The 24,720-nt window shown below is 68.5% G+C and carries 25 protein-coding genes; 10 read left to right on the top strand and 15 right to left on the bottom strand.

Translation table 11 applies throughout. From position 1 onward, the window contains the following. Window positions 1–15: 15 nt before the first annotated feature. The 13 genes from OG587_RS05540 to OG587_RS05480 form a co-directional block, all read right to left on the bottom strand. Entirely contained in the window at window positions 16–1,020 is a 1,005-nt protein-coding gene (locus tag OG587_RS05540) for an amidohydrolase family protein (protein ID WP_329087482.1), read from the bottom strand. A gap of 10 nt (window positions 1,021–1,030) precedes the next feature. Next, window positions 1,031–1,558 carry a 3-hydroxyanthranilate 3,4-dioxygenase gene (locus tag OG587_RS05535; protein WP_329087481.1) on the bottom strand — a complete coding sequence of 176 codons (528 nt, stop codon included), beginning with the start codon at window positions 1,556–1,558 and terminating at the stop codon, window positions 1,031–1,033. Further along, a complete protein-coding gene (locus OG587_RS05530; RefSeq protein WP_329087479.1) occupies window positions 1,555–2,010 on the bottom strand; it encodes a RidA family protein in 456 nt (151 codons plus the stop codon). Before OG587_RS05530 ends, OG587_RS05535 begins: the two co-directional genes overlap by 4 nt. Further along, window positions 2,007–2,822, bottom strand: coding sequence for a 2-keto-4-pentenoate hydratase (locus tag OG587_RS05525; RefSeq protein WP_329087478.1), 816 nt, complete (start codon window positions 2,820–2,822; stop codon window positions 2,007–2,009). The genes OG587_RS05530 and OG587_RS05525 overlap by 4 nt, the downstream gene beginning before the upstream one ends. Continuing rightward, the gene (gene dmpG, locus OG587_RS05520) at window positions 2,819–3,838 is read right to left on the bottom strand and encodes a 4-hydroxy-2-oxovalerate aldolase (protein ID WP_329087476.1); all 1,020 of its coding nucleotides are present in this window, start codon (window positions 3,836–3,838) and stop codon (window positions 2,819–2,821) included. The genes OG587_RS05525 and dmpG overlap by 4 nt, the downstream gene beginning before the upstream one ends. Continuing rightward, entirely contained in the window at window positions 3,835–4,791 is a 957-nt protein-coding gene (locus OG587_RS05515; RefSeq protein ID WP_329087474.1) for an acetaldehyde dehydrogenase (acetylating), read from the bottom strand. Before OG587_RS05515 ends, dmpG begins: the two co-directional genes overlap by 4 nt. Continuing rightward, window positions 4,791–5,573, bottom strand: a complete 783-nt coding sequence (locus tag OG587_RS05510) for a 2-keto-4-pentenoate hydratase (RefSeq protein ID WP_329093745.1) — start codon at window positions 5,571–5,573, stop codon at window positions 4,791–4,793. The genes OG587_RS05515 and OG587_RS05510 overlap by 1 nt, the downstream gene beginning before the upstream one ends. Window positions 5,574–5,578: 5 nt before the next feature. Then, window positions 5,579–7,057, bottom strand: coding sequence for a 2-hydroxymuconic semialdehyde dehydrogenase (locus OG587_RS05505; RefSeq protein ID WP_329087471.1), 1,479 nt, complete (start codon window positions 7,055–7,057; stop codon window positions 5,579–5,581). A gap of 100 nt (window positions 7,058–7,157) precedes the next feature. Further along, entirely contained in the window at window positions 7,158–7,892 is a 735-nt protein-coding gene (locus OG587_RS05500; protein WP_329087469.1) for an ABC transporter ATP-binding protein, read from the bottom strand. Further along, window positions 7,889–8,743 (bottom strand): ABC transporter ATP-binding protein, encoded by an 855-nt coding sequence (locus OG587_RS05495; RefSeq protein WP_329087467.1) that lies wholly within the window; start codon window positions 8,741–8,743, stop codon window positions 7,889–7,891. The genes OG587_RS05500 and OG587_RS05495 overlap by 4 nt, the downstream gene beginning before the upstream one ends. Continuing rightward, window positions 8,736–9,704: a branched-chain amino acid ABC transporter permease gene (locus tag OG587_RS05490; RefSeq protein ID WP_329087466.1), complete on the bottom strand. Its 969-nt coding sequence runs from the start codon at window positions 9,702–9,704 to the stop codon at window positions 8,736–8,738. Before OG587_RS05490 ends, OG587_RS05495 begins: the two co-directional genes overlap by 8 nt. Before the next feature lie 14 nt (window positions 9,705–9,718). Next, window positions 9,719–11,035 (bottom strand): branched-chain amino acid ABC transporter permease, encoded by a 1,317-nt coding sequence (locus OG587_RS05485; protein WP_329087464.1) that lies wholly within the window; start codon window positions 11,033–11,035, stop codon window positions 9,719–9,721. An 80-nt stretch (window positions 11,036–11,115) separates the two neighbouring features. Beyond that, window positions 11,116–12,414 carry an ABC transporter substrate-binding protein gene (locus tag OG587_RS05480; protein WP_329087462.1) on the bottom strand — a complete coding sequence of 433 codons (1,299 nt, stop codon included), beginning with the start codon at window positions 12,412–12,414 and terminating at the stop codon, window positions 11,116–11,118. Window positions 12,415–12,703: 289 nt separating this feature from the next. On the opposite strand from OG587_RS05480, the gene kynU reads away from it, so the two are divergent. After that, window positions 12,704–13,936, top strand: coding sequence for a kynureninase (gene kynU, locus OG587_RS05475; RefSeq protein ID WP_329087460.1), 1,233 nt, complete (start codon window positions 12,704–12,706; stop codon window positions 13,934–13,936). Window positions 13,937–13,942: 6 nt separating this feature from the next. Here the strand turns inward: kynU and OG587_RS05470 are convergent, their stop codons facing one another. Further along, window positions 13,943–14,314 carry a hypothetical protein gene (locus OG587_RS05470; protein WP_329087458.1) on the bottom strand — a complete coding sequence of 124 codons (372 nt, stop codon included), beginning with the start codon at window positions 14,312–14,314 and terminating at the stop codon, window positions 13,943–13,945. On the opposite strand from OG587_RS05470, the gene OG587_RS05465 reads away from it, so the two are divergent. Continuing rightward, the gene (locus OG587_RS05465; protein ID WP_329087456.1) at window positions 14,298–14,795 is read left to right on the top strand and encodes a hypothetical protein; all 498 of its coding nucleotides are present in this window, start codon (window positions 14,298–14,300) and stop codon (window positions 14,793–14,795) included. The genes OG587_RS05470 and OG587_RS05465 overlap by 17 nt on opposite strands. Window positions 14,796–14,998: 203 nt before the next feature. Here the strand turns inward: OG587_RS05465 and OG587_RS05460 are convergent, their stop codons facing one another. Further along, window positions 14,999–15,442 carry an MmcQ/YjbR family DNA-binding protein gene (locus OG587_RS05460; protein ID WP_329087454.1) on the bottom strand — a complete coding sequence of 148 codons (444 nt, stop codon included), beginning with the start codon at window positions 15,440–15,442 and terminating at the stop codon, window positions 14,999–15,001. 192 nt (window positions 15,443–15,634) lie between these two features. Here OG587_RS05460 and OG587_RS05455 point away from each other — a divergent pair, with 192 nt between their 5' ends. From OG587_RS05455 to OG587_RS05420, 8 genes are all read left to right on the top strand, one after another. Next, window positions 15,635–16,447 carry a class I SAM-dependent methyltransferase gene (locus OG587_RS05455; protein WP_329087453.1) on the top strand — a complete coding sequence of 271 codons (813 nt, stop codon included), beginning with the start codon at window positions 15,635–15,637 and terminating at the stop codon, window positions 16,445–16,447. A gap of 214 nt (window positions 16,448–16,661) precedes the next feature. After that, a complete protein-coding gene (locus tag OG587_RS05450) occupies window positions 16,662–17,639 on the top strand; it encodes a YihY/virulence factor BrkB family protein (RefSeq protein WP_329087451.1) in 978 nt (325 codons plus the stop codon). A 312-nt stretch (window positions 17,640–17,951) separates the two neighbouring features. Then, window positions 17,952–20,303, top strand: coding sequence for a sensor histidine kinase (locus OG587_RS05445; protein ID WP_329087450.1), 2,352 nt, complete (start codon window positions 17,952–17,954; stop codon window positions 20,301–20,303). Continuing rightward, on the top strand, window positions 20,284–20,709 hold the full coding sequence (locus tag OG587_RS05440; RefSeq protein ID WP_329087449.1) for a roadblock/LC7 domain-containing protein: 426 nt from the start codon (window positions 20,284–20,286) through the stop codon (window positions 20,707–20,709). Before OG587_RS05445 ends, OG587_RS05440 begins: the two co-directional genes overlap by 20 nt. Then, a complete protein-coding gene (locus OG587_RS05435; protein ID WP_329087447.1) occupies window positions 20,706–21,056 on the top strand; it encodes a DUF742 domain-containing protein in 351 nt (116 codons plus the stop codon). Before OG587_RS05440 ends, OG587_RS05435 begins: the two co-directional genes overlap by 4 nt. Continuing rightward, on the top strand, window positions 21,037–21,645 hold the full coding sequence (locus OG587_RS05430) for a GTP-binding protein (RefSeq protein ID WP_329087445.1): 609 nt from the start codon (window positions 21,037–21,039) through the stop codon (window positions 21,643–21,645). Before OG587_RS05435 ends, OG587_RS05430 begins: the two co-directional genes overlap by 20 nt. Before the next feature lie 119 nt (window positions 21,646–21,764). Continuing rightward, the gene (locus tag OG587_RS05425) at window positions 21,765–23,009 is read left to right on the top strand and encodes an acyl-CoA dehydrogenase family protein (protein WP_329087444.1); all 1,245 of its coding nucleotides are present in this window, start codon (window positions 21,765–21,767) and stop codon (window positions 23,007–23,009) included. Further along, on the top strand, window positions 23,006–23,854 hold the full coding sequence (locus OG587_RS05420) for an SDR family oxidoreductase (RefSeq protein ID WP_329087442.1): 849 nt from the start codon (window positions 23,006–23,008) through the stop codon (window positions 23,852–23,854). Before OG587_RS05425 ends, OG587_RS05420 begins: the two co-directional genes overlap by 4 nt. Window positions 23,855–24,720: the final 866 nt, after the last annotated feature.

The raw sequence follows: 24,720 nt of genomic DNA, 5'->3' as shown, positions 1-24,720 counted from the left end.
AGAACACGGCGAAGCTCATCTCGTCACACGCTCCAAACCCAGGAAGGTCTCGGCGTTCCCGCGGAGGATCGCCTGGCGCCCGGCCTCCCCGAGGTCGGGGCTGGAGTGCACCACGCGGCCCGCCGGACGCTCGCCCAGGGGATACGGGTAGTCGCTGCCGAGCAGCACACGGTCGACGCCGATCGTGTCCACCAGCAGTCGCAGCGCCCGGTGGTCGAAGACCACCGAGTCGGTGTAGAAGCGACCGAGATAGTGCGACGGCGGGTGCTCGGACGTTCCGATGACGTCGTGGCGCTGGTGCCACGCGTTGTCCATGCGCCCGACCCAGAACGCGAAGGAGCCACCTCCGTGAGCGAAGCAGATCCGCAGACCGGGATCGATACGGTCGAACACGCCACCGAGGATCATGGCGAGGATCGACAGGTGTGTCTCGGCGGGCATTCCCGTCAGCCACTGCGCCATCCACCGTTCGAGCCGCGGTGACTTCGCCATGTCCCAGGGGTGGACGAACACGGGAACGTTCAACGAGGCCGCGTGCTGCAGGAACGTCACGATGCCCGCGCTGTCCAGGTCTCGATCGCCCACGTGGTTGCCGATCTCGACCCCACGATGACCGTTCGCGATCGACCGTTCGAGCTCGCGGCAGGCCGCGTCCGGATCCTGGAGCGGCACCTGGCAGAACGGCAGGAGCCTCTCGGGAGCGGGCGCGCAGATTTCGAGCGCCAGATCGTTGAAGATCGCCGAGATCTTGGCGGCCTGGCCGGGGGACTGGCCGTACGAGAAGAACGCGGGCGTCGGCGAGAGGACCTGGGTGTCCACGCCGTCGGCGTCCATCTCGCGGATTCGCACCTCGGCGTCCCAGCAGTTGTCGTGGATGGCACGGAACTCCGACGAGCCCATCATGATCATGGCATCGCGCTCCGAGTCGATGCGCAGCCATGGGAGGGATTCGCTCACCGATCCGAGATCGGGCCAGCCACGGGGAACGTAGTGCGTGTGCACGTCGATAGAACCGCTCATGGTCGCGACCTCAGCCTTTGCCGGGGTGCACGGCTCCACAGGTGTCACATGTCCGGCCGTCCTCGCTCTCGTAGAACTCCTTGAACACGGCGGGGAGGTCCTTGACGATGTCACGCACCTGAAGCTCCACCTCGTGGACGAGGCCGGCACAGTTGGGGCAGTACCACTGGAACTTCTCCAGCGTCCCTTCTTCGCGGATCCGCTCGATGACCAGTCCGATGGAGCCTTCCTGCGGTCGCTGGGGCGAGTGCGGCAGGTTGCCGGGAAGGAGCCACACCTCGCCCTCCCTGATGTGGATCGTCCGCGGGCCGTCAGACGTCATGAGATCGACATGCATGTCGCCCTTGAGCTGGTAGAACCACTCCTCGTATGGATCGACGTGGAAGTCGGTTCGCTGGTTCGGGCCGCCCACGACCTGGACGATGAAGTCCGTACCGGTCTGGATCGTCCGGTTGTTCACCGGCGGCTTCAGCAGGTGTTCGTGCTCACTGATCCACGAGGCGAAGTTGATCGGTGCCGGGACGAGCGAGTTCGTCACGTGCGTTCTCCTTGGTCTGGTGCGTGCGTGTGTGGGTTGCGGGCGATGACCTGCATCTCGATCAGCAGGTGGGGGTGTGGGAGCTGATGGACCGCGACGGTCGTCCGTGTCGGGCCGTCCTCGTCGAAGAACTCGGCGTAGACCTCGTTGAACCCGCCGAAGTCGTTCATGGACGTGAGGTAGGCGGTCACCTGGAGCACGTCCGACAGGTGCCCCCCGACCTCGCCGAGTATGCGCCCGATGTTCTCGATGACCGCACGGGTCTGAACGCGGATGTCGAGGTCGGTGGTGCCGAGCTCGTCGACCTCGACGCCGGCGAAGGTGTTGTCGGGCCGTCGCGAGCTCGTCCCGGACACGAACACCAGGTCGCCCGCGACCTTCACGTGCGGGAACCTGCCGCGGGGACGCGCGAGCCCGTCGATCGTGCGGCTGCCGTCGTGCCGATCCGTCATGACGCGCCGCCCCCGTTCCGGCCCGGGACCACCCTCACCGACACCCGGCCCAGGCCCGACACCTGCGCGGTGACGGTGCCCCCGGTGCCCCCGGTGCCCTCGGTGAGCGGCACCGCCGCGGTCGCCGCTCCGGCGAGGACGACGTCGCCCGCGCGAATCGGGATCGAGTGGCGGCGGGAGATCTCGGCGAGCAGACGCAGACCGCGGATCGGATCTCCGAGGATGGCCCCCGTGGTCCCGACCGAGACGGTCCGAGGTCCGATGTCCATCCGCACCGCCAGGTTGTCGAGTGGCCGTACGGCGGTCCACGGACCGATGACGAACGCCGCCGCGGACGTGTTGTCGGCGATCACGTCCGCGTACGAGAACCGGAAGTCCCGGTAGCGCGAGTCGATGATCTCCAAGGCCGGGGCCACGGCGTCCACCGCGGTCGCGATGGAGGTCCGCGGGTCGTCCAGGTCGACGTCCCGGGCGATCCTGAAGGCGACCTCGGGCTCCACTCTCGGATGGATCAGACCACCGAGGTCGAGCTCACCACCGTCGGGGACGTCCATCGCGTCGGTGAGCTGCCCGACGATGACCTCGTGGACACCCATCTGGCGCATCTTCGCCCGGCTCGTGAAACCGAGCTTGAGACCGATCGGCCTTTCCCCGCGTGAGTGGCGGCGTGACATGAGATGTCGCTGGACCCGGTACGCGCTCGCGACGTCCCAGTCCTCGCCTCCCGACCGGCCGGTGACCGCGTGCGCCGACGTCTGGGCGTCGTCCAGCTCGTGCGCGAGTTCCACCACCTCGCCGTCTGTCAGGCTCATCGGTCGCCCTCCTGTCCGGCGGCGACGAGGTCGAGGGCGATGTCCGGGATCATGTCCTCCTGGCCGCCGACGAGCCGGCGGCGGCCGACCTCCATCAGGATGCTGCGCACGTCGAGGCCGTACTTCTCGGCCGCTCGTCCGGCATGGAGCAGGAAACTGGAGTAGACCCCCGCGTACCCCAGGGTCAGCGTCTCGCGGTCCACCCTGACGGGACGGGTGCGGAGCGGGCGGACGATGTCGTCGGCGGCGTCCTGAAGGGCGAAGAGGTCGCATCCGTGCTCCCAGCCCAGCAGATCGGCCACCGCCACGAAGGGCTCCGCGGGACAGTTGCCCGCGCCGGCGCCCTGTCCGGCCAGCGCCACGTCGACGCGTACCGCTCCGTGTTCGACGGCCGTCACGCTGTTCGCCACCGAGAGCGAGAGATTCTCGTGCGCGTGGATCCCGATCTCGGTCCGCGGGTCGAGCACGTCACGGTAGGCGCTGACGCGTTCGGCGACGTCACGGCCGGTCAGACGTCCCCCCGAGTCCGTGACGTAAACGCAGTTGGCGCCGTACGACTCCATGAGCGCGGCCTGCGCCGCGAGTTTCGCGGGATCGACCATGTGACTGAGCATGAGGAATCCGGAGACGTCCATGTCGTGGGACCGGGCCCAGTCGATGTGCTGCGCCGCGATGTCGGCCTCGGTGCAGTGGGTCGCGACCCTGACGCTGGTGACGCCGTGCCGGTGCGCTCGCTCCAGGTCCTTGACCGTGCCGATCCCCGGGATGAGGAGGGTCGTGAGCCTGGCACGTCGCAGCACCTCGGCCGCCGCGTCGATCCACTCAAGGTCCGAATGGGCGCCGAATCCGTAGTTCGCGCTCGATCCGCCGAGGCCGTCGCCGTGCGCCACCTCGATGGCGTCGACCCCCGCCGCGTCGACGGCCATCGCGATCCGGCGCACGTGTTCGGTCGTGTACGAGTGCCCCATCGCGTGCATTCCGTCACGCAGAGTCACGTCCTGGATGTAGAGCTTCACAGTTCAACCCCCTTACGGAGTTCGAGGATCCGCTCGGCCGTCCGCAGGGCCGCCGAGGTCATGATGTCGAGGTTGCCGGCGTACTCCGGGAGGTAATGACCGGCTCCGGACACCTCAAGGAAGACGGAGACCTTGGTTCCGGAGAACGCGCGGCCGAGCGACGGGACGTACACGCCGGCCAGCCGGTCGAACTGGACGTCCTGCTTGAGCCGATACCCGGGAACGTATTCCCGAACCCGCGCGACCATGTCCCCGACCGCGCGCGCCACCGCGTTCCGGTCGAGCCGTTCCCGGTCGGGGGAGTCTTCCACCAGGCAGTAGACGGTGTCCCTCATGACGATGGGGGGATCCGCCGGGTTGAGGATGATGATCGCCTTGCCGACCCCGGCACCACCGACGGACTCGATCGCGCGGCTCGTGGTCTCGGTGAACTCGTCGATGTTGGCGCGAGTCCCCGGTCCGGCCGAACGCGACGCGATGGACGCGACGATCTCGGCGTACGCGACCGGGGCGACCCGCGCGACGGCGGAGACGACGGGGATGGTCGCCTGCCCGCCGCACGTCACCATGTTCACGTTGTCGACGAAGTGCATCTCGTCCAGGTTGACCGTCGGCACGGCGTAGGGCCCCAGGGCCGCCGGCGTCAGGTCGATCATGAGCTTCCCGTGCCGGCGCGCGAAGGCGGCATGCCGCTCGTGCGCTCCGGCCGAGGTCGCATCGAAGATCACCTCCACGTCGTCGAACTGGGGCAGGTCCGCCAGCCCGTCGACGCCTGCCGCCGTTGTCGCGACACCGCGCCTGCGGGCCCGCGCCAGACCGTCGGAGTCCGGGTCGATGCCGACCATGGCCGCCATCGAGAGCCGCTCCGAGAGTCGTTCGATCTTGAACATGAGGTCTGTTCCGATGTTGCCGGAGCCGATGACGACGGCCCCCGCCTTTCGCCCCGCGGCCATCACGTCTCCCGGTCGGTGAAGGTGATCTCGACCTGGCCGAGTCCGGCCAGTCGAGCTGTGAAACGCCCGGTGCTCGCCACGTCGACCATCGGTCCGAGCGCACCGGTCATGATGATGTCGCCCGCCCGCAGCGGCCGGCCGCGGCGGGCGAGTTCGCGCGCGACCCAGGTGGCCGAGACCACCGGCGATCCCATGCACGCGGCCCCCGAGCCGAAGGCCACGTCCTCGCCGTCGTGCTCCAGGACCATGCCGACGTCCGCGAGGTCGAGGCGATCGAGCGATCGCGGGGTCGTCCCCAGCACCACCCCGCCGCTGGAAGCGTTGTCGGCGATCGTGTCGCTGATCGTGATGTCCCAGTCGGCGATCCGCGAATCCACGATCTCGATCGCCGGAAGGACGAAGCCGGTCGCCCGGATCACGTCGGCCACCGACGGCCTGGGCATCTCGATGTCCGTCTCGAGCACGAACGCGACCTCGGCCTCGACCCGAGGCTGAAGGTAGGCGCCGCGCTCCAGTTCACTGCCGTGGGAATGCAGCATGTCGTCGAAGACGAGCCCGAAGTCGGGCTCGAAGACACCGAACTGTTCCCGCACCGACCTCGCGGTGAGACCGATCTTGCAGCCCACGACGCGGGCTCCCGCCCGCTCACGCTCGGCGGCGACGGTCTCCTGGACGGCGTACGCCTGCTCGATGTCGTCGGCGCCGATCAGGTCCCGCACCGGAGCGCACGGAGTGCCCTCTCTCCCGGCCGCGAGCAGCCGGTCGGCCGCGGCGTGAATCATGGTCTTCACAGTTGCACGCACACATTCGTCGGTTCGGTGTAGAAGTGGAGCGAGGACTCGCCGCCCTCGCGGCCGATCCCCGACAGGCCCATGCCGCCGAACGGCGAGCGCAGGTCCCGCAGGAACCAGGTGTTGACCCATGACATGCCGACGCGCATCGCCTGTGCCACGCGGTGGCCGCGGGTGAGGTCCGAGGTCCACACGGACGACGCGAGACCGTACTCGGTGTCGTTCGCGAGAGCGATCGCCTCCTCCTCGGAGTCGAACGGGATCACGCCGGCGACCGGGCCGAACACTTCCTCCCGCATGGGACGGTCGTCCTGGTCCAGGCCGACCCAGATCGTGGGTTCGATCCACGAACCACCGTCGAGGGCCGGTCCCATCGCCGGAACGCCGCCGCCGACAACGGTGCTCGCCCCCGCCTCCTCGGCCAGGCGGAAGTAGTCGAGCACCTTGTCCCGATGGGACTGGGAGATGAGCGGGCCCGTCGTCGTCGTCTCGTTGAACGGGTCGCCCAGGGTGAGCGTCTTCGCCTGGGCGACGAGACCGTTGACGACGTCGTCGAAGATCGAACGCTGTACGTAGACACGTTCGGTGCACAGGCACACCTGGCCGGTGTTCGAGAAGATCGACCGCTTGAGCCCCTCCAGCGTCGCATCGAGATCGGCGTCCGCGAAGACGACGGCCGCGTTCTTGCCGCCGAGTTCGAACGACACGGGCCGGACCCGCCCGGCGACGGCCCGCATCACGTGCGAACCGGTCGCCGTCGAGCCCGTGAACGTCACGCCGTCGATGCCGGGGTGCGTCGTGAGGAACTCACCCGCGGACTCCCGGCCGAACCCGTGGACCACGTTGTAGACGCCGTCCGGCAGGCCCACCTCGCGCAGGACCTCGGCCAGCAGCGCCGCCGTCGACGGCGTCTCCTCGCTCGGCTTGACCACCACGGCGTTGCCGCAGGCGAGCGCCGGCGCGACCTTCCAGGTCAGCAACAGCAGCGGCAGGTTCCACGGAACCACGACGGCGACGACCCCGAGGGGCTTGCGGACCGCGTAGTTGAGCGCACGGCGTCCGTTCGCGAGTTCGGTGAGGAACGACTGCTGACCGGCCGATCCGACGATGTCGGCGAACGTCCTGAGGTTCGTGATGGCGCGTGCGACGTCGACGTCACGGGCGTGCGTCACCGGTTTGCCGGTGTCTCGAACCTCGGCGGTGACGAACTCCTCGAAACGCTCCTCGATGCGGTCGGCCGCGCGCCGGAGCAGGGCCGTGCGGTCGTTCGTGGTCCACTCCGACCAGGGACCGCCGAGCGCGTCATGTGCCGCCCGTACGGCGCGAGCCACCAGTGCGCGGTCGGCCTCGTGCACACGTCCGACGACGTGGCCGGTCGTGGGATCGACATTGTCGAACAACGACGTGGGGTCGGGCTCCACGAATTCTCCGTCGACGAAGTTGTGGACGACGCCCTCTGCGAACGCTGCGGTCATGGTCATATGTTCACCGGTCCCAGCCATGTGTCACAAATAGGTGTTGCGGGGTTGGCTATGTCCATAAGTGCATACCTGAGGGAGGTGGTGAGGTGGTTCATCACGCGTCACGACCCAGGGTGCCCAGGTACAGCTCGACGACCTTGGGGTCGTGCATGAGTTCCCTGCCCGTCGCCGTGAAGGCGTTGGCACCCTGGTCCAGGACGTATCCACGGTCACAGATCTCAAGACACCGCCGCGCGTTCTGCTCGACGATCACGACGCTCACCCCGGCGCGATTGACGCTTCGGGTCTGTACGAACACCTCGTCCTGCATCTGCGGCGAGAGACCGGCGGACGGCTCGTCGAGCAGAAGCACCGAGGGCTTCATCATGAGCGCGCGTCCCATCGCCACCATCTGCCGTTCCCCGCCGGACAGCGAACCGGCCGGTTGGTTCCGCCTGTCGAGCAGCGACGGAAAGAGGTCGCCGACGAAGTTCAGCCGTTCGGCGAACGTCGCGGGCGCCTGGTAGCAGCCCATCTGGAGGTTCTCCTCGACCGAGAGGCTGGTGAAGACGTTCTCGGTCTGCGGGACGAATCCGATGCCGCGTGCCACGAGCGAGTCGGCGCGTTCGTTGGTGATGTCCTCCCCGCGCAGGCGGACCGCTCCGCTGCGGATCGGCACGAGACCGAACAGCGACTTGAGGAGGGTCGACTTCCCGGCCCCGTTGGGCCCGATGATGCCGATCAGTTCCCCCTCGCCGCACCGGAGCCCGGTTTTCTTGAGGATGTCGACTCCCGGCACGTACCCCGCCACGAGATCCTCGGCGACCAGCAGTTCGTGTGTCGTGCTCATCGGCCGCCCCCGTCGCTCGGCACCGCGGCGGCCTCGTCGAGGTCACTGCCGAAGCGCTCTCCCAGATAGGCGCTGATCACCCGCTCGTCGTTCGTGACCTCTCGTGCCGTGCCCTCGGCGATGACGCGGCCCTGGGCCATGACGACGACGTTGTCCGAGATCTCGTGGACCATGTCCATGTCGTGCTCGACGAACAGCACGCTCACGCCGTCGTCGCGCAGGGACACGATGTGCTTGAGCAGAGACTGTTTGAGCGCCGGGTTCACCCCCGCCATGGGCTCGTCGAGCATCACCATCCGAGGCTCGACCATGAGCGCGCGGGCCATCTCCAGGAGCTTGCGCTGCCCGCCGGAGAGCGATCCGGCCAGTTCGTCGCGCTTGTCGTCCAGCAGGAACCGCGCCAGGAGCGCGCGCGCACGAGAGGTGTTCTCCTTCTCGCCCCGTCTCCACACCGCGCCGAACGGGGCCATCCAGAGACGCTCTCCGAGCTGGCCCGGTGCGGCGATCCTCATGTTCTCCAGCACCGTCAGGCGAGAGAGGACCTTCGTCAGCTGGAAGGTGCGGACCATGCCCATGCGAGCGACCTTGTGCGGAGGCACACCCGCCAGAGGGCGACCGTCGAACGTCCACTGGCCGGAGTCAGGACGGTCGAATCCGGTCAGCAGGTTGAACAGCGTGCTCTTGCCCGCCCCGTTGGGCCCGATGAGCGCGGTGATCTCGCCTCGGCGGATGGCCAGGTGGTTCACGTCGACGGCCGTGAATCCGCCGAATCGCCGCTCCACGTTCTCGGCTTCGAGGATCACGGACGGATGAGGACCGGGCCGGACTGTGGAGGGGGTGCGTTCAGGCATTGAGCGCCATCTCCTTACGATCTCCGAAGATTCCCTGGGGTCGATAGACCATCAGCAGCACCAGGGCGACTCCCACAAAAATGAATCTGACCGTTCCGATCTGGTCGCCCGTCATGAGCCAGGTGGGGATGACGGGATCCTGCCCCTCGGTGAGAACGCTCAAGATCCCGCCGACCAGGGAGAGGAACGCCCAGAAGAGGATCGCGCCCACGACAGGGCCCATGATCCGGGCCGCGCCGCCGAGGATGAGCATCGTGCACACGATGAACGTCAGGTCGAAGCTGAAGTTGTCCGGCTGCACGGAGTTCTGGCCCAGCGCGACGACGAACCCGCCGAGGGCGCCGATGAGACCGCCGATCGCCAGTGCCTGCATCTTGAAGGCGTAGACGCTCTTGCCCAGGCTGCGGACCGCGTCCTCGTCCTCGCGGATCGCCTTGAGCACACGACCCCACGGCGCGCGCATGATCGACCAGACGATGACGCTGACGATCACGACCAGCCCCCAGCCCACCGTCATGACCCACAGGTCGGTCGGCCGGTACCCGAGGAACGGGTGCTGGTAGGGATTGGCCGCCTGGAACGCCGACGAGAAGCCGGAGATCCCGTCACGTCCGTGGAAGGTCTCCTGGAACGCCGCGCCGAAGAACAGCCGCAGGACCTCCGAGGAGGCGATGGTCGCGATGGCGAGGTAGTCCGCGCGAAGACGCAGCGTCGGCAGGCCCAGGACAAGGCCCAACACGACGCTGCACAACAGGCCGAGACCGATCGCGGCGAAGAACGGGAGTCCGAGCGAGACTGAACCGACCGCGAACCCGTACGCGCCGACGGCGAGGAAACCGGCCTGACCGAAGTTGATCAGACCCGCGTATCCGAACTGCACGTTGAGCCCGATGGCGGCGAGGCAGAAGTACGCCGCGTCGACGGAGAAACCGGCCCGGAGGGCGCTCATCAGGATGTCCATGTCATTCCTCTCGATCAACCGATGCGCTCTGCGCGCCCGAGGAGCCCTCGCGGCCGGACGAGGAGCACGCCGATGAGCAGGAACAGCGCGGCCGCCACCTTGAGCTCGGACGGGATGACCAGCGTCGACATCTCGATCAGGGTGCCCACGAGCAGGCTTCCGATGACGGCTCCCCACACGGATCCGAGGCCGCCCACCGTGATGGCGGCGAACATCACCAGGAGCTGAAGCGCGCCGAGGTCGAACTTCACGGCCTGGCTGAAACCGAGGAGCAGGCCACAGGTCCCGGCGAGGAGCGCGCCCACGGACCAGACGGCCGCGATCACCCGGTTGACGTTGATGCCCGCCGTCGCGGCGAGGGCCGCGTTGTCGGCCACCGCGCGCGTCGCCCGGCCGAGCCGGGTCCGCTTGAGCGCGACTGTCACGCCGACGACCAGCACGATCGCGATCGCCATGCAGATCACGTCGCGCACGGAGTACGTGATCGGACCGAGATGAAGCCCTTCCGGTGTCGTGTACTGGCGATACGTCTCCGTCCGGCCACCGGTGAAGAACTGGTAGGTGTTCCGGAGGACGAACTGCACACCGATCGAGATGATCATCATCGCGAGGACGCTCGTACCTCGTCGCCGAATCGGGCGCCAGAAGAACCGATCCTGTGCGAATCCGAACGCGGCGGCCAGAATCACCGCGAGGAGTCCGGCCAGCCAGATGTCGGCACCCATCACGTTGAGCGCGTACGTCACGAGTGCGCCGAAGGTCACCATCTCGCCGTGCGCGAAGTTCGTCAGACCGGTGGTGCCGAAGATCAGTGAGAGTCCCAGCGCGCCAAGGGAGATGATCAGACCGAAGTAGAGACCGTTGAACAGGCTCTGCGGGATCTGGTCCGCCCAGCTCATCGTCTGGCGGTCACCCTTCCCCAGGACGAATGTGACCGTCAGCGGAAGTGTGCTCGACACCGTCCTGGTGATCGGATTGCGACCGCCTTCACGCAGGGAGACGCCGTCCGGGAGCGACGCCTCGTCAAGCTTGATCGAGATGCTTCCGGCCTTGAACGGCACCTCGACGGAAAAGCTGCCATCCGCCAGGCTGGTGGCGGGATACTCAGAACCCGACGAATCGGTCACCGTCACCTTGCCGCCACCGACCGGTGACGATCCCGTGTCGTCGCGGTTGACCAGCTTGCCCGTCACCTTCACGGCTCCGGGGTCGTCGTCCGTGACCGTGAACCTGGCCGTGTCCACTGTGGAGGTCGCCGAGGCCGCCGCGGAGCCGGCACCGAGGAAGGCCACGACGAGCAATACAAGACATATGGCAGGACGGAACCGCACGGAGAACTCCAAGTTCGGGTGAGATGGGGATTCGGTGCCGTGACGTCGCGTGTCCCGGCGCCACAGCACCGTGGGTCGAGCTACTGACCCATCCAGAGGCCGGCCTTGATCAGCTCAGGCACGATCTTCTTGGTCTCGTCGAACGCGACGAGCGCGATGGCGTCCGGGTCCGCCGCCTTGATGGCGTTCACCTCGGCCGTGAATCCGCCCGAGTCCGCCGCGTAGAAGCGAGTGGCGACGACGTTGCCCCCCGACTCGGTGAACGCCGCCTTGATGCTCTCGGCGAGACCCTGCCCGTACGCGTCCTGCCGGACGAGGATCGCGATGTCGGTGTAGCCGTCGTTCGATATCGCGTTGGCGAGTACGCCGCCCTGCAGGGCGTCCGACTGCATCATGCGGAAGAAGAGCCCCTTGTCGGGGAAGGTGTCGAACCCCGGGGACGTCACCGAAGGGGAGATGTTGAGAACTCCCGCGTTCACGATCTTGTCGAGAACGCTGAGGGAGACGCTCGACGAAGCGGTGCCGACGATGACGTCCACGTCCTTGTCGAGGAGCTTGTCGACTTCCTGGGGCGCGATGTTGGGCGTTCCGTCACCGGAGTCTCCGGCGACCAGCTTGACGTCCTCACCCAGGACCCCGCCCTTGTCGTTCAGCTCGGCGACGGCCACCTTGACCCCCGCCGACATCGGCGGACCGAGATAGGACAGGTCGCCGGTCTGCGGCAGGAGGGAACCGAACACCAACCGGCCGTCGCCGGGCGCGGCGGCTCCACCGATCTCCTGCGTCGGGAGGGGGTCCGGGTCCGCGGACGCCTTACCCGTCTCGTAGCCGACCGGCTGGTAGGTGTTGCCCTCGCCGTACTGGAAGACGCCGACGGAGGCCGCCGAGGGGCTGCCGGTCTTGTTGAGATCGATCGGACCGCTCAACCCGTCGTAGTCGATCTCCGAGCCGGCCTTCAGCAGCTTCGAGCAGTCCTCGAAGGTGGTGCACTTCTCTCCCGGCGCGTTCGAGACGTCCCGCATCTTGGCGGCGACCAGCTTCGCGCTGTCGCTCTTCGCGGCCTCCGCCGCGAGAGCCGTCAGGATCACCGAGTCGTACGCCTCCACCGCGTAGGCGAAGTCCTTCAGACCGGAGTCGACGGAGAGGAGTCGCTTGCGGAACTCGTCGGTCGACTTCCCGCCTGGAATGACGCCTTTCACGCCGTTGAACGTGCCGGCCTTGAACTCGTCGCCGTACTGAGTGGTGTTGCCGTCGACCAGATAGATCTGCGTCTTCTTAGCGGGCTTCTCCGCGCTCTGCTGATCATTTGAGGTAGAACATCCGGTGAGGATGAGGGATGTCGCGACGGTGACCGCCAGCCCTGTCAGTTTTCGATTCATGTGGCGCTCCAGATCGGCTGCGTCGCCCTCCCCCCCGAGCTGGCAAGACGCTGATGTACGTCCGAGGATGAGGTCCGTTCCGCATGCCCGTCTAATGCAGGTTCCAGGTCCTGCCATGCCTGTTCAGGCATGGGTATGGCTGAGGCCGCCGCCGACCGGGGCGGGCCGGGCCGCCGGTCAGAGATCGGACTCGCCGCCACAGGGACAGACTTTTAGCCAGAAACGTTGCGATATCTGCAGTTGACGGCATGATGGGATGATTGTCAGCAACCTGACCGGGAGACGACCCTTGGCCATCAGCCGTGCGGAGTGCGTCGCGCTCGACGCCGCCGACCCCCTCAAGCGGATCAGGGACGAGTTCGTCCTGCCCGACGGGACGATCTACCTGGTCGGCAACTCCCTCGGCGCCCCGCCGAAGACCGCGGCGGCCGCGGTGACGCGGACCGTGGAACAGGAGTGGGGAGGCCGCCTGGTCGGCGCCTGGAACGCCTCCGGCTGGTTCGACCTGCCGCTGACCACGGGCGACCGGCTCGCCCCGCTGATCGGCGCGGGCCCCGGCCAGGTGGCGGTGGGTGACAGCACCTCGATCTCCATCGTCAAGGCCGTGTCCGCCGCCCTGGGCCTGCGTCCCGGGCGCCGGGTGGTCATCTCGGACCTGGCCAACTTCCCCACCGACCGCTACGTGGTCGAAGGGCTGGTCGAGGCGCTGGACGGCTACGAGGTCCGTGACGTCACCGGCGTCGAGAACCTCGCCGACGCCCTCTCCGACGATGTCGCGTGCGTGCTGCTGTCGGAGGTGGACTACCGGACCGGGGCCCGCCACGACACGGCATCGATCACCGCGCTGGTCCAGGCGGCGGGCGCGCTGATGATCTGGGATCTGTGCCACAGTGTCGGCGCCTACCAGGTGGACGTCTCGGCGGCCGACTTCGCGGTCGGCTGCACCTACAAGTATCTGAACGGCGGCCCGGGATCCCCGGCCTTCGTCTACGTCCATCCGCGCCACCAGGCCGAGGCGCGGCCCATGCTGACCGGCTGGCACGGCCACGCGGCGCCGTTCGCGTTCGAGCCCGGTTTCCGCCCCGCCGACGGCATCCGGCGCTTCACCGTGAGCACGCCGCACGTGGTGTCCTTCGCCCCGCTCAACGCCTCGCTCGACATCTGGGAGCGCGTCGACCTGGCCGTCGTACGGGCCAAGAGCGTGGCGCTGGCCTCGATCTTCATCGAGCTCGTCGAGGAGTTCTGCGCGCCGTACGGGCTGGAGCTGGTCTCGCCCCGCGACCCGGAGCGCCGGGGCAGCCAGGTCAGCTTCGGCCACCCCGACGGCTACCCGGTCATGCGCGCCCTGATCGACCGCGGTGTCCACGGCGACTTCCGCGCCCCCGACGTCCTCAGGTTCGGGTTCGCGCCGCTTTACATCCGCTTCGCGGACGCCTACGACGCGGCCGCGATCCTGGCCGAGGTGCTGGAGAAGGAGCACTGGCGCGACGACCGCTACGGCAACCGCCTCACCGTCACCTGAGGGGCCTCAGCGCTTGCTCAGCCGGCGTCCCCTGTACATCGGGTGGTCGGTCTCCCAGTATCTCCAGCCCTCCACCCGCGCGGGGACGTTGGCCACTCCGGCGGCGATCTTGCGCACCCGGCAGTTGTAGATCTCGCGCCACGCCGAGAAGCCCACCCGGTAGCCGAAAACGCGGTACCACATGTTTCCGTACTTGCCGGCGGTGATCTCCCGCGCGTACTCGTGTCCGGTCTCGACGATGTATTCCTCGGCGAGCAGCGGGCTCACCATGTTTCGCAACTGGCGGATCAGTTCGCCCCTGTCGATCTCGCCGATTCTTTCCCTTTCTAGTTCCATCTCGGCGTACACGCGGTGCTGCCGGGTGACCGAAACCGTCATCGTGCCGCCGGGCCCGTCGATGAAGCGCGTACGGGGAACGAAGAAATTCCTCGGCCTGAAGGAGTGGAATCTGAAGAAGGACCTCGGCTTGCATTTCTTGCGCGCCTGCTCCAGAAGCGTGTGGCGGTGCTTGTCGTCATCGTCATCGTCATCGTCGCCGGTGCCGAAGTCGGTGCCCGTGCCGGTGTCGGTGGCGAGGTCGGTGGCGGGGCCGGTGCCCGTGCCCGTGCCGGTGCCGGTGTCGGTATCGGTATCGGTGTCGCCGGGAGAGGACGTGGTGGAGGTGCTGGTCGACGTGACGGACGATTTCGAGTCGGGTGGCGGATCGCCGAGCGCGGACGCGGTGGCGGGTGAGGGGACGGCGAAGGACACGGTGACCACAAGGGCCATGGAGAGGGATCCGGTCAGGGCCGGCATCGCCGATCTTTTCATCGACCGGCGCCCCTTCTGCCGTTTACGCATGGTTGCGGCGCTTATTTGAGGATTGGGGGTGAGCATGGAAACGGCATTCCCTTCGAGACGTGGTCCGTGGCCGCGACCAATCCGCTGACCGGAATACGGCTTTTGCCGGTGCGCCGAGCCACTCAGCGTGACAGTGATGATGCTTACAGTCGCGATTGGGGGCCATGTGATGACACGCCGAGACCCAGTCCACTGAATAGGGAAAGGGCGGGGGGAAGGGGGCTAGAGTGATTGCCCGCCGGTGCGCGCCGTCTCGTCGCCGTTCTGTGAGGGCGCGTCGAGGCCGTTCTGTGAGGGCGCGTCGAGCCTGGCGACGAGCCTCTTGGGAGCGACGGCGCGGTAGCTCTCCTCGACCCAGTCGAGGAGCATCTCGGTCTCCGGGAGCGCGCCCGCGCCCATCAGGGGAATCGACACCCACCCCGCTCTGCCCAGCCCGTAGCCGGACGGCTTGACGCCCTCGACCGCCAGCGCGTGGCCGTTCGACTCCGGTAACTTCACCCCGACGCTCGGGCTCCATTTCTCGGTCGGCTCGTCGACGCCGAGGAAGAGGAAGATCTTCTTGTTGACCTTGACGACCGTGTCGCCCCAGGGATGGTCCTCATAGGATTCCGGCAGGCGCAGCGCGAACTCGCGCAGCGTCTCGCGGACCTCACGCCAGTTGTCCATGGCGCCCATTGTGAACCTCGGCACCGACGATTTCGGCCGGATCCGGTACGGGCGGCCCGGCGGAGAACCTCGAACTGTAGCCGGAGGGATACGTTCTCCAGAGAAGCTGGCCGGGTCCGGCCGGAGGCCTGTCACTTTCCGTGGTGCCCTACTTACCATGCGGGCGATGTAACCGCTCCTGGAAGGGTCCAGATGACCGGGCAGAACTCAGCGACCGCGTCCGACTACGTCTTCGACAACGACGGGGACCACTCGTCCGACCAGCACCACTACCTCGCCCGGCTTCTCGACCCGCTGACGTTCGAGCGTCTCGCCCTGACCGGCGTCGGGCCCGGCTGGAACTGCCTGGAGGTCGGGGCGGGCGGGGGCAGCGTGGCCCTCTGGCTGGCCGAGAGGGTGGCGCCGGGCGGGCGCGTGCTGGCGACCGACATCAAGCCCGGCCTGATCCCGTCCAGGCCGGGGCTGACCGTGGCCCGCCACGACGTCGTCACCGACCCGCTGCCGGAGGGCGCGTTCGACCTGATCCACGCCAGACTCGTGCTCAGCCACCTGCCGCAGCGCAGCCAGGTCCTGAGACGCCTGCACGCCGCGCTGCGGCCCGGCGGCCGGCTGCAGCTCGACGAGATCGACATCACCCGCTGGGTGGCGCCGCCCACCTCCGGCGGGCGCGAGGGGGAGGTGTACCGGGCCTACGTCACGGCGATGGCCCGGGTGCTGGGCGCGGCGGGCGGCGATCCGACCTGGGGTGGCTCCGCCGCGCGGGATGTGGCGGCGGCGGGACTCGTCGACGTCGACCAGGTGCGATGGACCGAGGTGTGGGAGCGCGGTTCCGCCGGGCTGGGCCTCCTGATCAGTAACAGCCACCACCTGGAGGACCACCTGGTGGCGGCGGGGATGACCTTCAGGCAGCTCCGGGAGGTCCGGGAGGTCATGTCGGCTCCGGGTTTCAGCGCCCCCTCCTTCGAGATCCACTCGATCCTCGCCCGCAGGGCCGGTGCCGACTGAGCGTGCCGTGCGGACGGTGGCCAGGCGTTCGGACCTCTGACAGCCGGGGCTCCACGGGGCTGGGGACACCTGGGCCCTGTGTGCGACGGGCGAGCGTTCCGCGAACGGTGTGACGGCCGGGCGCCTCGCGGGACCCGTGACCGGTGGGGGCGGGGTTCGCGGACGAGGCGTCCCGGTTGCGGTAAGCGGGCGGGCTGAGGGTAGAGGCCGTGGCATGACGATCACGGGTCTCACCACGCGGATCTCCAGGGCGTGGACACGTGCTCGCCATCGCCACGGCCGGCTGGACCACCTGGTACGCGCCGTGGTGCGCTACGACGAGGTGGACGCCGGACGGCTCTCCGCGGCCCTCACCTACTACTCGTTCTTCGCCGTGTTCGCGCTGGGACTGCTCGGCTTCGCCATCATCGGACAGTTCCTCGACGACCCCAAGGTGGTGCACACCGTTCAGGGCTACCTCTCGGAGAACTTCCCCCGCCTGGACGTGCAGGCGCTGCAGAGCGCCAGGGCCACGGCCGGGGTGATCGCCTTCGTCGGGCTGCCCCTCACCGGGCTGTTCTGGATGGACGCCCTGCGTTCGGCGATCAGGGCCATCTGGCGGATCGAGGAGTATCCGGGCCGCTTCATGATGCGCCAGGTCATCGACCTGGGGGTGATGGCGGGGCTGGGACTGCTGCTGTCCGCCTCGCTCGCGGTGGCCTTCGCCGCGGAGACGGTGCTGAACTGGCTGTTCACGCACACGGTGGGCGTCGACGACACGCTGTCGCTGTGGCTGCTTTCGGCCGCCGCGTTCGTGATCGGACTGGCCGTCAACACCCTGCTGGCGATCGCCCTGCTCTGCGCCCCGCCGCGCCTGCGGCTCTCGTTGCGCCGGGTCATCTGGCCCGCTCTGCTCATCACCGCGGGTCTGGAGGTCCTCAAGTCCCTGGGCCAGGTCTATCTGGAGATGACCGTGGGCAATCCCGCCTACCAGGTCGTCGCCGGTGCCGTCGGGATGCTCGTCTTCCTCAAGATCCTCAACCAGCTGATCCTCTTCGCGGCGGCGCTCACCGCCACCGGCGAGGGCACCGTGATCGACCTGGCCGCCCGTCGCGACCGCTCCGATGCCGAGCGCGAGGGCTCCCGGGCCGAGAAGGAGGGCTCCCCGAAGGAAGGAAAGCTCCCCGAAGAAGGGCTCCCCGTCACCGGGTGACCGGTCGCCGATCGGCGGCGGATGGTGACGGAATAATTTCAGTCCGTGGCGACGGCGCGGGGACGCCCGCTCGCCGGCGGCACCCTATGTGAGCTGCGCGATCGTCCGAAACCCCGGTTTTCACGGGCAAGGAGCCGCCTCGTCCACCATGAACATTGATACTCAATCTTCGCTCTGGTGGCTTGAAGCGCGATATGTCCCATGGGCATAGTGTGTCGAATCACACACGCACCAGTCGCGGCGTGCGACCGCGGGGTCCGCTCCGCCCGCGGTTGCCGGCCACGCGCAGGAACCGCGGATTGGACAAGTCGAATGAGTTCCCCCCCTCCGATCCGCTCGAAGATCCTCCGGATCCTTCTCCTTCCCGTGCTCTCGCTGATCGTCCTCTGGGTGTTCATCGCCTACTCGACCATCGCGCAGGTCGCCGGCATCGCGCAGACCCAGAACCGCTGGCAGGTGATCGGGGCGCCGATCCGGCAGCTGATCGTCGAGATCCAGCGGGAACGCCAGTTCTCCGCCGAAGCGGCCGGTGCGACCGCCCAGAACAGGATGCTCTCCGACCAGCGGCGGGTCACGAACGGCAAGCTGGACCTGGTGCGCCAGGCGGTCGCGTCCGCCGCGGCCTACGAGCCCGACAACGCCCCGACAGACGTGCGGGCGCTGGTGGCGGCCATGGACGGCCTCAGCCAGGTGCGTACCTTCGCCGACAGCGGTGCGATCACCCCCATCCAGGTGACCGACGGCTACAACGAGTTCATCAGCGTCGCCAACCGGCAGTTCGGTGACTCCGACGCGATCGCCGAGCTGTCGTCCTTCCGCATCGTCCGCGGCATGGGCGCCTACAGCACCACCGGCGAGTTCGCGGCCAGGGAACACGCCGTGCTCACCGCCGCGATGAAGCGCGGCGAGATGACGGCCGCCGAACACGCCGCCTTCGTCTCGGCGATGACCAGCCGGAGGAACTACCTGGTCTACGCGGAGCGGGACATGGGACCCGAGCTGCGGGCGGAGTACGACACGTTCGTGCAGAACCCCGCCTACCTGCGGTTCAAGGCCAACGAGGACAGGATCTTCTCGTGGAACCTCATCGGCAGGCCCCCGCTGGACGCCGGCGAGTGGAAGCGTGACGCCCAGGCCGTTCTCGTCGCCGTCAGCAAGCAGAGCACGCAGGAACTGGCCCGCGCCACGGCCAAGGGCGACACGCTCAGGAACGACGCCTACCTGCGGGTCGGGCTGATCCTGGGAGCGGGCCTGCTCGCGATCGTCCTCTCGATCCTGGCCTCCTACCGGTTCGGCCGCTCCCTGATCGCCGAGCTGAAGCGGCTCCAGGCGTCGGCCGTGGAACTGGCCGAGGTGCGGTTGCCCCGGCTGGTCGAGCGGTTGCGCAGGGGCGACGACGTGGACCCGGCGACCGAGGCCCCCGAGCTGGCCCCCGCGAACACCGCCGAGGTCGACCGCGTCGTGAACGCCTTCTCCGCCGTGCGGCGTACCGCGGTGGAGGCGGCGGTCGGCCAGGCGACGCTCCGCAAGGGCGTCGGCATGGTCTTCCTGAACCTCGCCTGGCGCAACCAGGCGCTGCTCCACCGCCAGCTCACGCTCCTCGACACGATGGAGCGCCGCGTCGAGGAGCCGGAGATCCTGGAGGACCTCTTCAAGCTCGACCACCTGACCACCCGCATGCGGCGGCACGCGGAGAACCTGATCATCCTGTCCGACGCGGCCCCGGCCCGCAGGTGGCGCGACCCGGTGCCGATCTTCGACGTGGTGCGCAGCGCCGTCCTGGAGGTCGAGGACTACACCCGCGTCACCGTGCTTCCCATGCCGCAGGCGCCGCTGCTGGTCGGCGCCGCGGTCACCGACGTGATCCACCTGATCGCCGAGCTGGTGGAGAACGCCACCATCTTCTCGCCGCCGAACACCGTGGTCCACGTACGGAGCATGATCGCGGCCAACGGCTTCGCGCTGGAGGTCGAGGACCGGGGCCTTGGACTGAGCCAGGCCAACCTCGACGAGCTCAACGCCAAGCTCGCCGACCCGCCGGAGTTCGACCTGGCGGACAGCGACAGGCTCGGCCTGTTCGTGGTGGCCAGGCTCGCCGCCCGGCACGGGATCAAGGTCGTCCTGCGCCCCTCGCCGTACGACGGCACCACCGCGATCGTGTTGCTGCCGCAGAGCCTGCTCGCCACCTGCGAGGCGCTGGCCGCCGAGGCCGCGCCGAGGCGGGCGCGCCAGGGCGGCGCGCACGCGGGCGGGCCGGTACGGGCGCTGAGCGCGGCACCGGAGGACTGGCCCAGGGCCCTCTCCGGCACGGAGGACCACGTGGTGGCCCGCGCTCCCGAGACCACGTCGAGCTGGTTCCCCACCCAGGAGCGGCGCGAGGTCCCCGCCCCCTCGATGCCCGTGCGGCGGGCCGTCTCCGTACCGGACGTCGACGATGACCTGGACGGGCTGCCGATGCGGGTACGGCAGGCTAATCTGGCCCCTCAGCTCCGCCAGACACGTTCCCCAGAGCAGCGCGACATCACCGCGCGAACTCCCGAGGAGCTCTCAAACCTCATGTCCTCCATGCAACGGGGCTGGCAGCAAGGTCGCAGTCAGGCCGAGCAGGAACTGGACGTGTGGAAGCGAAAGGATGGCCACTCCGATGCCCGACCCCAGATCTGAACTGAGCTGGTTGCTCGACGACCTGACCCAGCGGGTCACCGGTATCCGGCACGCCATCGTGCTGTCCGCCGACGGCCTGGCGATGGGCGGTTCCCGGGAGCTGACCCGCGAGGACGCCGAGCACCTGTCCGCCATCGCGGCGGGAAGCCACAGCCTCGCGCTGGGCGCGGGGCGGCACTTCGGCCTCGGCGGTGTGCGGCAGACCATCATCGAGATGGAGGGTGGTTTCCTGTTCGTCACCGCGGCGGGGCAGGGAGCCAGGCTGGCCGTACTGGCCGCGGGCGACGCCGAACTGGGCATGGTGACCTACGAGATGGCGCTGCTGGTCAAGCGCGTCGGCGAGCACCTGTCCGCGCAGCCGAGGGGAGCTGCCCCAGCGCCAGCCTGGAACGGTGCCAGGACGTGACGGGAGAGGATCCCGGGCCTCTGGTCAGGCTCTTCGGGGTGACCGGCGGCCGGGCGCGCCCGGTCGGGGAGAGCTTCGACCTGGTGGCCATCGTCACGACCGTCGAGATGCCCTTCGAGCCGGTCGGGCTGATGCCCGAGCATCTCGACGTGCTGTCCTCGTGCCGCAGGCCCACCCCCGTGGCGGACGTCGCCGCGCACCTCAAGCTGCCACTCAACATCACCCGCGTACTCCTCAGCGAGCTGCGACGCGAGGGCCTGGTCACCATCGACAGGCCCCGGCCGATGGGGAAGACGATCGACGAACGCATCTACAGGGAAGTGCTGCATGGAATACGCGGCCTCTGAGCCGGGGATGACCCCGGTCGACACCCCGGCCATGGCCATCAAGATCCTTGTCGCCGGTGGTTTCGGGGTCGGCAAGACGACCATGGTCGGCACGATCAGCGAGATCAGGCCTCTGCACACCGAGGAACTGCTGAGCGAGCGCGGCATCTACGTGGACGACACCGCGGGCGTGGAGTCCAAGATCACCACGACCGTCGCGCTGGACTTCGGCCGGATCACCATCCGCGACGGGCTCTGGCTCTACCTGTTCGGCACCCCGGGCCAGGACAGGTTCTGGTTCATGTGGGACGAGCTGTCCGTCGGCGCCCTCGGCGCGGTCGTCCTCGCCGACACCCGCCGCCTGCAGGACTGCTTCCCCGCCGTGGACTACTTCGAGCAGCGCGGGCTACCGTTCGTCGTGGCGGTCAACTGCTTCGACGGTGCGCGGCGGCACGACCCGATCAAGGTACGGCGGGCGCTGGGCCTGGACGGCGTGGCCCCGATCATCCTCTGTGACGTGCGCAGGCGCGATTCGGTGAAGGAGGTGCTGACCACGCTGGTCACCTACTCGGCGGGGGGTGCCTTCCAGGCGGCTCACGCGGGCGCCTGAGGGCCGAACCTCCCGTCTTTCCCGCCGGGGTCGGTGTTGGTCCGAGGGCCGGGTTCTCCAGGACCTCCCCGGCCCCCTCGGACCTGTCAGCCGCCGGTAACCGGTAAGGGGAGGACCTCATGGCCATCGACTTCACCCTCGCCCCCGAGCACGAGGAGATCCGCCGCCGCGTGCGGGCCTTCGTCCAGGAGACCGTCGTCCCGGCCGTCGCCGGCTTCGGCGACCTCGACGACACGGAGAGGGCGGCCACGCGCGACGAGTACATCCGCGTCATCTTCGGGCTGCGCGCGAAGGCGCGGGCCGAGGGGCTGTGGCTGCCGCACATGCCCAAGGAGTGGGGCGGCATGGGCCTCGGCCACGTCGAGCTGGCCATGGTGCAGTCCGAGGCGGCCAAGACCCGGCTCGGCCCGTGGGTCCTCAACTGCTCGGCGCCCGACGAGGGCAACATGCACACGCTGCTGCACTGGGGGACCGACGAGCAGAAGGAGAGATATCTCAAGCCACTGCTCAAGGGCGACAAGATGTCGTGCTTCGCGATGACCGAGCCGGAGGTGGCCGGTTCCGATCCCACGCTCATCCGCACCCACGCCGTCCAGGACGGCGAGGAGTGGGTCATCAACGGCCACAAGTGGTTCATCTCCAACGCGCGCCGTTCGAGCTTCGCCATCCTCATCGCCAAGACCGAACTCGACGTGCCCGAGGGTTCGCGCGGCGGCAACACGGCCTTCATCGTCGACCTCCCGCAGGAGGGATGGAACGATGTCCGCGAGGTCGAGACGATGCACGGCTCCACCGGCCACAGCGAGATCGTCATCACCGACCTGCGGGTGCACGACGGCCAGATCCTCGGCGGGCGCGGCAACGGCCACCGGCTCGGCCAGTATCGCCTGGGCCCGGCGCGGCTGGCGCACTGCATGCGCTGGATCTCCCAGGCCGAGACGGCGCTCGACATGATGGTCGACCGCGCGCTCAACCGCTACAGCCACGGATCGCTGCTGGCCGAGAAACAGGGCATCCAGTGGCTGATCGCCGACTCGGCCATGGAGCTGTACCAGTGCAAGCTGATGGTCCTGCACGCCGCCTCGAAAATCGACAGGGGTGAGGACTTCCGTACCGAGGTCTCGATGGCGAAGCACTTCGTGGCCAACAGTCTCAACCGGATCGTCGACCGGGCGATCCAGGTGCACGGCGCGCTCGGCTACTCGACCGACACCCCGCTGGCCAAGATGCTCCAGCACGCCCGCTGGGCTCGTTTCGCGGACGGGGCCGACGAGATCCACCAGATGCGCATCGCCGAGCGTACGATCGCGGCGTACCGGAGTACGGGCTCGACCAACGCCGCCACCGGAGGACTGCCACTGTGAGTACGGAGAAGACGGGCGGGTTCGCCGGAGCCGGTGAAGGCGGCGGGCTGCTCAGCGGGCTCGGAGGGGAGAGCCCGGTGGAGGCCTCCAACGTGGTCCGCGGCGACGGGCTGGAGGGCAGGGTCGCCCTCGTCACCGGCGGCGGCAACGGCATCGGCGCGGGCGTGGCCCGGCGGCTGGCCGAGGGCGGGGCCCGCCTCGTCCTCGCCGACATCGACGACGTCGCGGGCGAGAGGCTCGCGGACGAGCTGGGCGCGACGTACGTCCACTGCGACGTGTCGCGGCTGGAGGACAACGAGGCGGCGGTGGCGACCGCGGTCGAGCGGTACGGCAGGCTCGACCTCGTCTTCCTCAACGCGGGCGTCGCCTCGGGCTGTGGGCTGGGGGAGGACTTCGACGTCCGGCGCTACCGCCTGGCGATGGGCGTCAACCTCGACGGCGTCGTCTTCGGGGTGCACGCCGCGCTCCCGGCCCTGCGGGCGGCGGGCGGCGGCACGATCGTGGCGACCGCGAGCATGGCGGGCATCGTCGGCATCCCGGCCGACCCCATCTACGCCGCCAACAAACACGCCGTGGTCGGCCTCGTCCGCTCGCTCGGCGAGGACCTCCGGCCGTACGGCGTCAAGGTGCAGGGACTCTGCCCTTCGTTCGCCGACACCGCGATCCTCGGCGAGGAGAAGGCGGTGCTGGAGCGGCTCGGCTTCCCGATCCTCGACGTCTCGTCCGTCGTCGACACGTTCGTCCGGCTGCTCGACAGCGACGGCACCGGCGAGTGCTGGTTCGTGATCCCGGGCCGCGAGAGCGAGCCCTTCACCTTCCGCCGCGTCCCTGGGCCGCGTACCTGACGTGAGCGGACGGGACGACCGGCCTCGCCCGGCCGCCGGGGACGGGTAGCCGCCCGGTCGAGCATGTCGCGCCGGCACGACATGCCCCGCGGCCGGGAGACCGAGGGATCGGCCCGGCCACAAAGCAGCCGCGCGACTTCGAGCGGGGACCGGGCTCGGTATCGGCCGTGGCCCATGGACGTGGGCACCCGCCGTACGGCGTGGCTCGACGAGCCCGAACCGGCCCCTGATTCGGTTCGGCGACTCATCGAAAGCGGCCATCCGGTTCGCGGGTGCCGACGTCCGCAGGTCACGGCCACCATGCGATCTTCGAGTGTCCTCACAACCCCTGAACGGTCGCGTGGTGATCGAAGGGGACGCGCCACCGGGCGTGGCCATCGCCTCGCCCCGGTCTTGGGCGATGGCCCATGCCGTTCACGACGCTCCTAGCGCCACTTCGGCGCCCGGTATTCGGCGAGGCCGCCGGCGAGCAGGCTCGCAAGACGATCTCTGTTCCTCATCCAATGCCCTTTCGATCCGTCCGCGGTGTCGGTGGAAACGCTGTTCGACACGGCGAGGAAACTGGAGGTTTTCGCTGCGCACCGGCGTTCCTTCGGTGCGACGAACAGACTGAGTCGAATTATTCGCCCGCTTGCCGTCCGACTGATCGAAGACTATGGGTGGGTCGCATATTTTCCATATAGTCGTCGTTCAGCCGCAGGTCGGCACCGCTTTACTCCGGGATCGGGAGACGGAGGAATCGTCGTTGGCGGCGAGCACAGAACCGTTTCCGCCGGTGGCGACGAGCCGGGCGAATACGGCCACGCGCACCAACGAGCCACGTCCGCCGATGATCACTCTTTGGCCCTCGCTCAGTCCGTCGGGTA

Source organism: Streptosporangium sp. NBC_01469 (assembly GCF_036227305.1).
Classification (GTDB): domain Bacteria; phylum Actinomycetota; class Actinomycetes; order Streptosporangiales; family Streptosporangiaceae; genus Streptosporangium.
This window is presented reverse-complemented; position numbering and strand designations above follow the sequence as displayed.